Here is a 12,469-nt window from a genome sequence, read left to right as displayed (position 1 = left end):
GGTTTGATTATCTTGACGTCAAGATAAATGGGGCGACTGAGTGTCGCCACGTAGAAGTTCCGAGACAGGAGTTGCCGTGAGTCCCAGCACCAACAGCTTCGGTGCACAAGGCACCCTCTCCGTGGGTGACCAGTCGTACGAGATCTACCGTCTCAACACGGTCGAGGGCAGCGAGAACCTCCCGTTCAGCCTGAAGGTGCTGCTGGAGAACCTGCTCCGGACCGAGGACGGCGCCAACATCACCGCCGACCACATCCGGGCCCTCGGTGGCTGGGACGAGAACGCCGAGCCCGACATCGAGATCCAGTTCACGCCGGCGCGCGTGATCATGCAGGACTTCACCGGCGTCCCGTGTGTCGTCGACCTGGCCACCATGCGTGAGGCCGTCGTCGAGCTCGGTGGTGACGCCAAGAAGATCAACCCGCTCGCGCCAGCCGAGATGGTCATCGACCACTCCGTCATCATCGACGTCTTCGGGCGCGCGGACGCCTTCGAGCGCAACGTCGAGATCGAGTACGGCCGCAACAAGGAGCGCTACCAGTTCCTGCGCTGGGGTCAGACCGCGTTCGACGACTTCAAGGTCGTGCCCCCGGGCACCGGCATCGTCCACCAGGTCAACATCGAGCACCTGGCCCGCACGGTCATGGTCCGCGACGGCCGCGCCTACCCCGACTCCTGCGTCGGCACCGACAGCCACACCACGATGGTCAACGGCCTCGGAGTGCTGGGCTGGGGCGTCGGCGGCATCGAGGCCGAGGCGGCCATGCTGGGCCAGCCCGTCTCGATGCTCATCCCGCGCGTGGTCGGCTTCCGGCTGACCGGCGAGATCCCTTCGGGCGCAACGGCAACCGACGTCGTCCTCACCATCACGCAGATGCTGCGTGAGCACGGTGTGGTCGGCAAGTTCGTTGAGTTCTATGGCGACGGTGTCAGCGCTGTGCCGTTGGCCAACCGCGCCACGATCGGCAACATGAGCCCGGAGTTCGGCTCGACCTGTGCGATCTTCCCGATCGACGACGTCACTCTGGACTACCTGCGCCTGACCGGTCGCCCGGACGACCAGGTCGCCCTGGTCGAGGCGTACGCCAAGGAGCAGGGCCTGTGGCACGACGCCTCGCGTGAGCCCCGGTTCAGTGAGCGCCTCGAGCTCGACCTGTCGACGGTCGTGCCCTCGATCGCCGGCCCGAAGCGTCCGCAGGACCGCATCGAGGTCTCGGTGGCCAAGGAGTCCTTCCGCAAGGTGCTGCCGACCTACGTCTCCCATTCCGAGGGTGACGCCGGCGCGGCGAGCAGCTTCCCGGCCAGCGACCCGACTCCGGGCGGTAGCGCCGACGGCCAGAACGGCGGCGACAAGCCGGCCGACGCCGATCCCGCCGCCGGCCGTCCCAGCAAGAAGGTGCCGGTCAAGCTGGCTGACGGGCGTGAGTTCGAGATCGACCACGGCATCGTCGCGATCAGCTCGATCACCAGCTGCACCAACACGTCCAACCCGTCGGTGATGCTCGCTGCGGCGCTGCTGGCCAAGAACGCCGTCGAGAAGGGCCTGACCACCAAGCCGTGGGTCAAGACCTCCATGGCCCCGGGCTCCAAGGTCGTCACCGACTACTACGAGAAGGCCGCGCTGTGGCCCTACCTCGAGAAGCTCGGCTTCCACCTCGTCGGCTACGGCTGCACGACCTGCATCGGCAACTCCGGTCCGCTGATCGAAGAGGTCTCGCAGGCCATCCAGGACAACGACCTCGCGGTCACCTCGGTGCTCTCGGGCAACCGCAACTTCGAGGGCCGGATCAACCCGGACGTCAAGATGAACTACCTGGCGTCGCCGCCGCTGGTCATCGCGTACGCCCTCGCCGGCACCATGGACTTCGACTTCGAGACCGATCCGTTGGGTACGGACAGCACAGGGACCGACGTCTACTTGAAGGACATCTGGCCGGCTCCGGCGGACGTCGAGTCGACCATCGCAAGCTCGATCAACAAGGGCATGTTCACCAAGGACTACGCCGACGTGTTCGCCGGTGACGAGCGCTGGAAGGCACTGCCGACTCCCGAGGGCGACACCTTCGCGTGGGAGGCCGAGTCGACCTACGTCCGAAAGCCCCCGTACTTCGAGGGTATGCAGGCCGAGCCGTCACCGGTGGAGGACATCAGCGGCGCGCGCGTGCTCGCCAAGCTGGGTGACTCGGTCACGACCGACCACATCAGCCCGGCCGGTGCGATCAAGTCCGACAGCCCGGCAGGCAAGTACCTGTCGGAGCACGGCGTCGAGCGCAAGGACTTCAACTCCTACGGCTCGCGCCGCGGCAACCACGAGATCATGGTGCGCGGCACGTTCGCCAACATCCGGCTGCGCAACCAGCTGCTGGACGACGTCGAGGGCGGCTTCACCCGCGACTTCACCCAGGACGGCTCGCCCCAGGCGGCGATCTTCGACGCGTCGGCCAACTACCAGGAGGCCGGCATCCCGCTGGTCGTCCTCGGTGGCAAGGAGTACGGCTCCGGGTCCTCGCGTGACTGGGCCGCCAAGGGCACCCGCCTGCTGGGCGTCAAGGCCGTCATCACCGAGTCGTTCGAGCGCATCCACCGCTCCAACCTGATCGGTATGGGCGTCCTGCCGCTGCAGTTCCCGCAGGGCCAGAACGCCGAGTCACTCGGTCTGGACGGCACTGAGACGTTCGACATCTCCGGCATCACCGCTCTGAACGAGGGCACCACGCCGAAGACCGTGCACGTCACGGCCACCAAGACCGACGGCGCGGAGGTGGAGTTCGACGCAGTCGTGCGCATCGACACGCCCGGCGAGGCGGACTACTTCCGCAACGACGGCATCCTGCAATACGTCCTGCGCTCGCTGGTCGCCCAGAAGTAGCCAGCACCCGCACGTACGACGAGGCCCGGTCACCGATGGTGGCCGGGCCTCGTCGTCGTTACAGGCTCTCTTTCAGCGACCGCGAGGACCACGAGAAATCGTGATCCTGATATCCAGACAGCTCCTCGGGTCGAGGCCCCGGTGCTACCGTCAACCCGTGGCCTAGGGGAGCGGCCTTGGTGTGAACAGAGTGTGAACACCGTTGAGGAGACAGGGAATTGCCATGAGCGACCGCTGCCACAAGACTGCCGGCTCCGCCCGGCTGGAGCTCAGCCGTCGGGCCCTGATCGGCGGTGGCGCTGCCCTCGGCGGCGCCCTCGTCATCGGAAGCACCCAGCGAGCTGCCGCCACGACGGCTACGAGCCAGGAGCGTCATATCCGTCTGCACCGCTACGTGGGCGCCGCGGCTTTCGCGCACGGCCAGCGACAGGGTGTCCGCGCCAACGCGCATGGCCTCACGCTGCACCACCCGACCCAGACCCGGACCTACGCCGACCCTCACGCGGCCGGCGCGAGCGCGTCGTACGACGTCGGCACCTGGACCTCGCCGGTCATCCACAACGCGTTCCGACTCACCGAGCTGATCTCGTCCTGGAACGCCGACACCCCGGGCAAGACCTGGATCGAGGTCGAGGTGAGGGGTGTCGCGGAGACCGGTGTCCGCACCGGCTGGTTCGTCCTGGGCCGCTGGTGCCGCAACGACCCCGATCAGGGCGGTGCGATCTTCCGCACCAGCGTCGATGACCAGGGCACCGACATCGCGACGGTCTGGACCGACACGCTCTCGACCCAGGACGACCACACCCTGAACGACCTCGAGCTGCGGATCAGTCTGATGCGGCCGCAGGGCAGCGCCGAGACGCCGACCGTGCACCAGCTGACGGCGATGTGCTCGTCCCTGCCCAGCGACGCGACAGTGACCACCAGCACCCCGGGCCCGAAGGTGGGTCGGGTGCTGGACGTACCGCCGTACTCCCAGGAGCTGCACATCGGTCAGTACCCGCAATGGGACAACGGGGGAGAGGCATGGTGCTCGCCCACCTCGACGGCGATGGTGCTCGACCACTGGAAGAAGGGGCCGTCTGCGGCTGAGCTGTCCTGGGTCGAGCCGATGCAGGACCCGCAGGTCGCCTACTCCGCGCGCAACACCTTCGACTACACCTACGACGGCTGCGGCAACTGGCCGTTCAACACCGCGTACGCCGCCCGCAACGGGTTGCGCGGCTTCGTCACCCGGCTGCGGAGCCTGCGTGAGGCCGAGGACTTCATCGCCGCCGGCATCCCGCTCATCACGTCGCTGTCGTTCAAGGCGGCGGACATGGACGGCGCGGGCTACTCGACCAGTGGTCACCTCATGGTCCTGCGCGGCTTCGACGCTCAGGGCAACCCGGTGATGAACGACCCGGCGAGCCACCTCATCGCCGACAACGCGCAGGTCCAGGTGACCTACAAACGCGGTCAGTTCGAGAATGCCTGGGTGCCGCACTCGGGCGGCACGGTCTACGTGATTCACCCTGAGGGCGCGAGGCTGCCTCGGGCGGGCGCTGAGGCCAACTGGTGACACGTCGGCGTGGACGGACGAAACTCGTTTGCGCCGAACGGTTCTCGTCACGAGCATGCCCTACATGACCGTTGAGCGAACGACATGATCGGGCGCGACGAGGCGGTCCGTGCGCTGCGCGAGTCTTCGGCATGGTTGACCGACGAGCTGAAGGGGCGTCCTGAGGCCGACCTGCACCGGCAGGCCGGGCCCCTGACCTGGACGTGCTTCGAGACGCTCGACCATGTCGGCGACTGCTTCATGGGATACGCCCTGCAGGTCACCAGCAGATCGCCGGACCGCTATCTCGCGTTGGAAGGTATCGACCGCGGTGTGGACTTCATCCACTTCCCGGTGGAGCTGGGAGTTGCTGGTGTGGTCAAGGCGCTGCAGCCGCTGAGCGAGCTGCTGGCGGCTGCTGTCCTGATCGCCCCTCCCGACGCGCGTGCCTTCCACAACTACGGGGTGAGCGATCCGGCCGGCTTCGCCGCGATGGGCGCCGTCGAGGCACTGCTGCATGGCCACGACGTGCTCAGCGGTCTGGGCGGTGTGCCAGCGCTGCCGAGCGATGCGGTCGAGGTCGTCCTCGAACGACTGTTTCCGGCTGTCGAGCGGCACGCCGATGGACCGGAGGCGACGCTCCTGTGGGCCACCGGTCGGATCGAGCTGTCCGGGCGTGGTCGGGTCGACTCCGAGTGGACCTGGGACGGCACGGTCCACAGCTGCTGACGCCGGCCGAGCTCGGTCTCGATGCCACGTCCGCTTAGGTCACGAGATGGTCACGGCCTGGCCTTCGTGCGCGTCATGCCGGTGGGCCGACGGCCATAGTGTGCGCCAACACGTTGTTGTGATGTGAGTCACAATGAGTGAGGCCATCGGCCCCGCTCATCTGGAAAGGCAGGTGAACGGTGCTGCGAATCGACGACCTCTCGGTGCGCTATGGACGCTCGGTCAAGGCGTTGCGTGGCGTGAGCTTCGAGGTTCCGGATGGCTCGGTCACGGCGGTCCTGGGCAGCAACGGCGCCGGCAAGTCGACGCTGCTGCGGGCCATCTCGGGCACGCTCGGGCTGCACGGCGGTGCCGTCATAGGCGGGCGGGTCGAGCTCGATGGCACCCGCATCGACACGATGAACCCAGCGGCGATCGTGCGCCTGCGGTTGGTGCAGGTGCCCGAGGGCCGGCAGGTGTTCGCCCGCATGAGCGTGGAAGAAAATCTGCGCGCCGGTGCCCTGTCGGTAGCCCCGAAGGATCGCGATGCGGCGCGCGAGCGCGTGCTGTCTCTCTTCCCGATCTTGGGCGAGCGGTCGGGCCAGGCGGCGGGACTGCTCTCTGGCGGTGAGCAGCAGATGCTCGCGATCGGCCGAGCGATGATGACGTCCCCGACGATGCTGCTGCTCGACGAGCCATCGCTCGGACTGGCCCCACAGCTGGTGACCCGGATCGGCTCGATCGTTCGCGAGATCCATGCTCAGGGCACCGCGGTCGTCCTCGTCGAGCAGAACGCGACCATGGCCCTCGCGGTCGCCGATCGCGCGGTCGTCCTCGAGGTGGGCGAGCTGGCCCTCGAAGGGCCGGCCGACGAGCTGGCCGCGACCGAGGACGTACAGCGCCTCTATCTCGGCGGCCACGCCACGTCGGAGGCCGACGCCGACGCCGACGAAGAGCCGGTCAGAGAGCGCGCCGCGCGTCATCGTGCGTTGGGGGTGTGGCGCGGATGAGCAGCGAAGCGTCGACCGTGACCCAGCCGGACACCGCAGGACGAGACGTACGCCCGTTGCAGGTCGACGGAGTCACGGTGCGCTTCGGCGGGATCGTGGCGCTCGACGAGGTGTCGTTCACGGTTGAACCCGGATCCGTCCACGCCCTCATCGGACCGAACGGCGCAGGCAAGTCGACCTGCTTCAACGCGATCACCGGCATCTACGCGCTGGCTGCCGGCCAGATCCGGCTTGGCGACACCGTGCTGACGAAGACCCCCGCGCACCGCATCAGCTCGCTCGGCATCGGTCGGGCCTTCCAGAACCTCGCGCTCGTGGACACCTCCAGCGTCCTCGACAACGTCATGCTCGGCCGATACTCCCTGATGAGAGGCGGATTCGCCGCCTACGCGGTGCGTGCACCCTGGACGATGCGGTCCGAGCGTCGCCATCAGCAGCGCGCGGCTGACATCTGTGACTTCCTCGGGCTGGGTGACCACCTGCACGCTCGGGCGGGCGCGTTGTCGTACGGCGACCAGAAGCGGGTGGACATCGCTCGGGCGCTGGCGGCCGAGCCGACCGTGCTGTTGCTGGACGAACCGGCGGCCGGGATGAATGCCAGCGAGACCGCCGACATGTCCGCGCTGATCCTGCAGATTCGCGACGAGCTGGGGATCTCCATCCTGCTGGTCGAGCACGACATGGGTCTGGTCATGGGCATCGCGGACCGGGTCACCGTGCTCGACTTCGGTCGACTGATCGCCGACGACGTCCCCGCTGTGGTTCAGCAGGACCCGGCGGTCATCCGCGCCTACCTCGGTGCGGCTGAGGACGACGACGGTGACCCCGATGAGGTCAGCTCCACGAGCGCGCACGAGGAGGGAGTCTGACATGGACACACTGGTGCAGGTGCTCGTCAACGGCGTTGGCAAAGGCGCTGTATTTGCTTTGCTGGCAACGGGATTCGTGATCATCTATAAGGCGACGGAGACGATCAACTTCGCCCATGGGTCGCTGGTCCTGGTCGCCGGCTACGTCGCCTACGAGGTCAAGAGCGACCACGGCTGGCTGCTCGGAGTGGTCGCCGGGGTCCTTGCAGCGATGCTGTTCGCCTTCCTTGTCGAACGCGTGCTGCTGGCCAATGCTCGACATGCGCATGCCGACAGCCTGGCCATCCTCACCATCGGCATCGACGTGGTGGTGGTGACGGAGATCAGCCGCCGACTCGGCACGGCGGCAGCGCCGTTCCTCGGAGATCCCTACGACACCAAGCCGATTCACATCCTGGGTGCCTCTGTCGCGCGCACCTACGTGGTCGCTCTCCTCGTGGCCCTCGTGCTGCTGGGCGCGTTCTTCCTTGCGTTCCGCTACACCAGCTGGGGTCTCGCGATGCGCGCCCAGTCCGAGAACAGCGAGGCGGCCGCCTTGATGGGCATCCGGAGCTGGCGGGTGACCGCCAGTGCCTGGGCCGTAGGCGGTGGGCTCGCGGGCATCGCCGTGATCTTCTTGGCCACCAACGACATCGGTGGTGGATCAGGTCTGCTGGCCAGCCATACGCTCGCGTTCGCCGCATTCCCGGCCGCCATCATCGGTGGTCTGACGTCACCGGGTGGCGCCGTCGCGGGAGGCCTCATCGTCGGCCTCACGGACGCGTTGGCCTCGCAGTACGTCAGCCTGGAGTTCGCCAAGGTCGCGGTCTACCTCGTGATGCTGGCGGTTCTCGTCGTGCGGCCGTCCGGTCTCTTCGGGAGAGTGGAGCAGCTCCGTGTCTGACACCTCGCCGCCCGCGCCCGCCACGGATGCTGTGCTCGAACCGGAGCCCTCCGAACCCGTCGGCGCCGTCCAGGTACGCCCTGCCCGGAGCCGTCGCACGACCGCGGTCAAGGTGGTCCTGGCCGCCGTCGCGGCCGTCGTCGTCTTCCTCGCGCCGGCCTACATCGACGCCGAGTACCTCACCGTCGCCAACTGGGTGATGGTCGGCGCGGTCGGTGGCATGGGCCTGACGATGCTGGTCGGTCAGGCCGGCCAGCTCTCCCTGGCGCACTCGTTCTTCGCGCTCGTCGGCGGCGTCTCGTACGCCGTCCTCGCCGGTCCACGAGACGAGGCCAGCTACACGGGGCTCGGCCTCCCGAGCCTGCTCGCCGCAGTCCTGGCCGTGCTGTGCGCGGGACTGGTGGGTGCCGCGTTCGCCCCGATCTCCGGTCGGCTGCGCGGCATCTACCTCGGTGTCGCCTCGCTCAGCCTGGTCTTCGTCGGCTTCTGGTTGGCGCGCGAGCTGCCGTCGCTGGCGGGCAGCACATCCAGCGGCCGCTATGCACCCAGCCTCAACCTGTTCGGCTTCGACTTCGGTGAGCTGCATCCCGAGCTGCACGTCCTCAACGTCCCCATGGGCAAGGTCGAGCGCAGCTTCTGGCTCTACGCGGCACTCACGGCGCTCGCCTACGTCCTGGGCCGTGGTGCCCTGTCAGGACGGGTGGGACGAGGTTGGCGGGCCTTGCGCGACAACGAGGCGGTCGCGACGGTGATGGGTGTCTCGGTCGTACGACAGAAGGCGTTGGCCTTCGCGGTCTCGTCCGCGTACGCCGGACTGGCCGGCGTCATGGTCGTCTGGTGGTACGACGGGCTGATGAAGCCCGATGAGTCGGTCGACTTCGGGACCTACAGCACCACGGCGGCGATCTCGTACCTCGCGATTTGCGTGATCGGCGGCCTCGGGTCGCTCGGGGGTGCCGTGCTCGGGTCGGTCGTGGTGTTCGGGCTGCCGCAGATCATCCAGCTGGTGACCTCCTCCGACGACTACAGCGGCACCGGCTTCACTCCGGGCGTGATCACCAACTTCGTCTTCGGCTCGCTGATCGTGCTGATCATCCTGTTCGAGCCGCGCGGCCTCGCCGGCCTCGGGGCACGACTTCGGGCGGTGCTGCGCCGCTGAGCCGACCCGTTCTGTCACGACCCAGGTTCACCTCCGTGCACCACGAAAGGCAGGCACCATGTCCAGGAATCTCACCAGCTGCGCCGTCGCGTTCGCCGCCGTGGCAGCACTTGGCCTGTCGGCCTGCAGCACCAAGGCGGCCGACGACAGCACCGGCGGCGGATCCGGGTCCGGCGGCAGCGGCTCGGCCGGAGTCAAGACAGACATCGGAGTGACCGCGTCCGAGATCACCCTGGCCGCCCTGACGGACACCTCGGGCGTCTTCAAGGTGCTGGGGCTCGGCATCACCCAGGGCAACCAGATGTGGGCCGATGACGTCAACAAGACTGGCGGCATCTGCGGCCGCAAGATCAAGATCACCACCCACGACACCGGGTACAGCGCCGAGAAGGCCGTGCCGCTCTACAGCAAGCTCAAGGCCGACAACCTCGGCATGATCCAGCTCATCGGCTCACCGACCCTCGCCGCGTTGAAGAAGCCCCTCACGGACGACAAGATCGCCGCCATCCCAGCATCGTGGGCCTCCACCAACCTGGACGTGCCCAACGTGGTGATGATCGGCCCGACCTACGACATCGAGTCGATCAACGGGCTGAGTCGCCTGCAGAGTCAGGGCAAGATCAAGGACGGCGACACGATCGGCCACATCTACGTCGACTCCGAGTACGGCAAGAACGGCGCGCTGGGCACCAAGTACTACGCGAGCAAGCACAAGATGAAGGTCGTCGAGGCCACCGTCACGTCCACTGAGAGCGACCTGACCGCGGCCGTGACCAAGCTCAAGGCGGGCGGCGTCAAGGCGTTCCTGCTCACCACGACTCCGGCGCAGACGGCATCGGCCGTCGGTGTCGCGACCGCACAGGGCCTCAACGTGCCGATCCACGGCAGTGGCCCCACGTTCACGCCGCAGCTGCTCGACACCCCCGTGGCGGCGGCACTCATGAGCGGCCGCTACACCACGGACGCGCCACAGCTGCCGGTCCAGAGCGACAACCCCAAGGTGAAGGAGATCTCCGCCGCCTTCAAGAAGGCGCACCCGGGCCAGGTGGAGACGTACGGCCCGATCCTCGGCTATGCCTCCGGGTTGGTCTGGGGGAGCATCCTGAAGCAGGCCTGCTCCGACGGGGATCTCACGCGCGCCGGAGTGCTCGCTGCGGTCCGCAAGACCACGGTCGACACCCAGGGTCTGACGCCCCCGCTGGACTTCACCAAGCCCGGTCAGCCGTCCAGCCGCTCGATGTTCCTGATGGTCCCGGCGAAGGTGCCGGGCGGTCTGAAGCTCGTGCAGACCGAGCCGTACGTCTCGCCGGACGCGCAGACCTACAAGACACCGTTCCAGAAGTAGCCCGAGCCGACCGGTTGGGCAGTGAGCCACCACGCTCGCCTGAGAGGGTGGCGTGGTGGAGTCACTGCCCAGTCAGCTCGTCCGCACCCGCCGCTTCACTCTGGGAGAGCCCACCGGGCTCGCCATCACCGGCGACGGTCGCACCGTCCTCTACCTGCGCAGTCAGGCTGGAGACGATCCGTCGGCATGCCTCTGGGCGCTGGATGTCGACTCCGGCGAGGAACGCGTGCTGGCCGATCCCGTTGCGCTGTCAGGTCGTTCGGCGACGCTGAGCCAGTACGCCGTCGACGGCTCGGGTGAGGTGGTGGCGTTCGCGCTCGACGGCCGGTTGTGGATGGTCCGGCTGAACGGCCGTGCGCCGCAACGCATTCGCACCGACGGACCGGTGGTCGATCCTCGTCCTGACCCAACGGGCCGACGGATCGCCTACGTCGCGAGCGGCGCACTGCGGGTGGTCGAGGGCGATGGGAAGGGAGACCGCGCGGTCGTCGTACCTGATGGTCCGGACGTGACCTTCGGGACGGCCGATCTCACGGGTGAGACCTCGGTCGACGGGCCGCGCGGCTACTGGTGGTCGCCCGATGGTGACCGGCTGATGGTCGCGCGGGTGGACTCATCGGCCGTTCAGCTCTGGCACATCCCGGACTCCAGCGACCCGACGCGGCCACCGCGCACGATCCGCTACGCAGCAGCGGGGACCACGAACCCTGCGGTGACGTTGTGGATCCTCGGTCTCGATGGCGCCATGACCGAGATCCCTTGGGACCATGAGGCTTTCGAGTATCTCGTGGGCGCCGGATGGGATGCGCATGGTCCGTACGCCGTCGTCCAGTCACGTGACCAACGGACCGTTCAGGTCCTCGGCATCAACCCGGTTAGCGGCGAGACGACGCTGCTGGCGGAGCAGCATGACCCGAGCTGGGTGCAGCTGATCGCGGGCTTGCCCGCGCGCTCTGCAGCCGGTGCCCTCGTCGCCCACGTCGACCAGGACGGCACGCGTCATCTGACCGTCGACGGCGAGGTCGTCACGCCGGCGGGACTGCAGGTGCGGTCCGTGCTGGATGCGGGCAGCGACGACATCCTGTTCACCGCATCGGAGGAGCCGACCGAGACCCATCTGTGGACCTGGCGCGCGGGCGTGGGCGTACGGCGGGTCAGCACCGAGCCAGGCGTGCACTCCGCCGTACAACGCGGGGACACGCTGGTGCACGTCGTACGAGCCGGTGATCGCCTGGGTGCGCAGGTCACGGTCGAAAGGCATGGGATGGCAACGGTTTTCGTCCGCTCTTTTGTCGAGGCGCCGGCCCTGGAGATGCGTGGCGAGCCTGTTCGTCTCGGTCCCCGCGAGCTGCGGGGGAGGCTCTACCTGCCGTCCGGGCACTCGTCCGCTGACGGTCCGTTGCCGGTCCTGCTCGACCCTTACGGGGGAGCCGGGCGGCAGCAGGTCACCGCGGAGCTGGACTGGCGAGCACTCGTCTCCCAGTGGTTCGCCGAGCAGGGTTTTGCCGTCCTCGCGGTTGATGGCGCGGGCACGCCGGGGCGCGGACCCGACTGGGAGCGTGAGGTCGACGGCGATCTCTTCGGTCCGGTGCTCGAGGACCAGGTGGCCGCTCTCCACGAGGCGGCGCGTCTGCATCCAGAGCTGGATCTCAGCCGAGTCGGTATCCGCGGCTGGTCGTTCGGTGGTGCTCTCGCGGCACTGGCCGTGCTGCGCCGGCCGGACGTCTTTCACGCGGCGGTGGCAGGCGCGGGGGTCAGCGACCAGCGGCTGTACAACACGCACTGGCGGGAGCGCTTCCTCGGCCATCCCGATGAGTTCCCGGAGCGGTACGACGCGGCCTCGTTGGTACAGGCGGCACCTGGCCTGACTCGGCCGCTCCTGCTGATCCACGGCCTCGCCGATGAAAACGTGCACGTCGCGAACTCGGTCCGGTTCTCCGAGGCGCTGCTCGCCGCGGGCCGTGAGCACGAGCTCTTGCTCCTGCCGGGTGTTGGTCATCAGGCGATGGGCGTACCTGTGACCGAGAGCCTGCTGCAGAACCAGCTGCGCTTCCTCCAGCAACATCTTCAGTAACCCGGAAGTTAC

Annotated in this window: 9 protein-coding genes; all 9 read left to right on the top strand. The window is 67.9% G+C overall.

Features of this window, described 5'->3' with window-relative positions; all coding sequences use genetic code 11:
• Window positions 1–76: 76 nt before the first annotated feature.
• The 9 genes from acnA to VV02_RS16260 all read left to right on the top strand — a co-directional run bounded on the left by acnA (window position 77) and on the right by VV02_RS16260 (window position 12,457).
• Window positions 77–2,869, top strand: coding sequence for an aconitate hydratase AcnA (acnA, locus tag VV02_RS16300; protein WP_052593151.1), 2,793 nt, complete (start codon window positions 77–79; stop codon window positions 2,867–2,869).
• Between the two features lie 223 nt (window positions 2,870–3,092).
• Window positions 3,093–4,430, top strand: coding sequence for a C39 family peptidase (locus VV02_RS16295; protein ID WP_052593149.1), 1,338 nt, complete (start codon window positions 3,093–3,095; stop codon window positions 4,428–4,430).
• 84 nt (window positions 4,431–4,514) lie between these two features.
• Entirely contained in the window at window positions 4,515–5,138 is a 624-nt protein-coding gene (locus VV02_RS16290) for a DinB family protein (RefSeq protein WP_052593146.1), read from the top strand.
• Window positions 5,139–5,317: 179 nt separating this feature from the next.
• Entirely contained in the window at window positions 5,318–6,127 is an 810-nt protein-coding gene (locus VV02_RS16285) for an ABC transporter ATP-binding protein (protein WP_052593143.1), read from the top strand.
• Complete coding sequence (locus VV02_RS16280; RefSeq protein ID WP_052597117.1) at window positions 6,124–6,996, top strand: ABC transporter ATP-binding protein; 873 nt, start codon at window positions 6,124–6,126, stop codon at window positions 6,994–6,996. Before VV02_RS16285 ends, VV02_RS16280 begins: the two co-directional genes overlap by 4 nt.
• A 1-nt stretch (window position 6,997) precedes the next feature.
• Entirely contained in the window at window positions 6,998–7,879 is an 882-nt protein-coding gene (locus tag VV02_RS16275) for a branched-chain amino acid ABC transporter permease (protein ID WP_052593142.1), read from the top strand.
• Entirely contained in the window at window positions 7,872–9,038 is a 1,167-nt protein-coding gene (locus tag VV02_RS16270) for a branched-chain amino acid ABC transporter permease (protein WP_218917428.1), read from the top strand. The genes VV02_RS16275 and VV02_RS16270 overlap by 8 nt, the downstream gene beginning before the upstream one ends.
• 58 nt (window positions 9,039–9,096) lie before the next feature.
• On the top strand, window positions 9,097–10,383 hold the full coding sequence (locus VV02_RS16265) for an ABC transporter substrate-binding protein (RefSeq protein ID WP_052593140.1): 1,287 nt from the start codon (window positions 9,097–9,099) through the stop codon (window positions 10,381–10,383).
• A gap of 55 nt (window positions 10,384–10,438) precedes the next feature.
• Window positions 10,439–12,457 (top strand): S9 family peptidase, encoded by a 2,019-nt coding sequence (locus VV02_RS16260; protein ID WP_218917427.1) that lies wholly within the window; start codon window positions 10,439–10,441, stop codon window positions 12,455–12,457.
• Window positions 12,458–12,469 lie beyond the last annotated feature (12 nt).

This window comes from Luteipulveratus mongoliensis (genome assembly GCF_001190945.1).
In the GTDB taxonomy this organism is placed as follows: Bacteria; Actinomycetota; Actinomycetes; order Actinomycetales; family Dermatophilaceae; genus Luteipulveratus; species Luteipulveratus mongoliensis.
Note: the sequence above shows the minus strand (reverse complement) of the source record. Positions and strands in the feature narration are given on the sequence as shown.

Bases quoted from the DNA above. Each gene is read 5' to 3' on its own strand.
- VV02_RS16275 (WP_052593142.1), top strand. From the start codon at position 6,998: ATGGACACACTGGTGCAGGTGCTCGTCAACGGCGTTGGCAAAGGCGCT.
- VV02_RS16295 (WP_052593149.1), top strand. From the start codon at position 3,093: ATGAGCGACCGCTGCCACAAGACTGCCGGCTCCGCCCGGCTGGAGCTC.
- VV02_RS16265 (WP_052593140.1), top strand. From the start codon at position 9,097: ATGTCCAGGAATCTCACCAGCTGCGCCGTCGCGTTCGCCGCCGTGGCA.
- VV02_RS16290 (WP_052593146.1), top strand. From the start codon at position 4,515: ATGATCGGGCGCGACGAGGCGGTCCGTGCGCTGCGCGAGTCTTCGGCA.
- VV02_RS16280 (WP_052597117.1), top strand. From the start codon at position 6,124: ATGAGCAGCGAAGCGTCGACCGTGACCCAGCCGGACACCGCAGGACGA.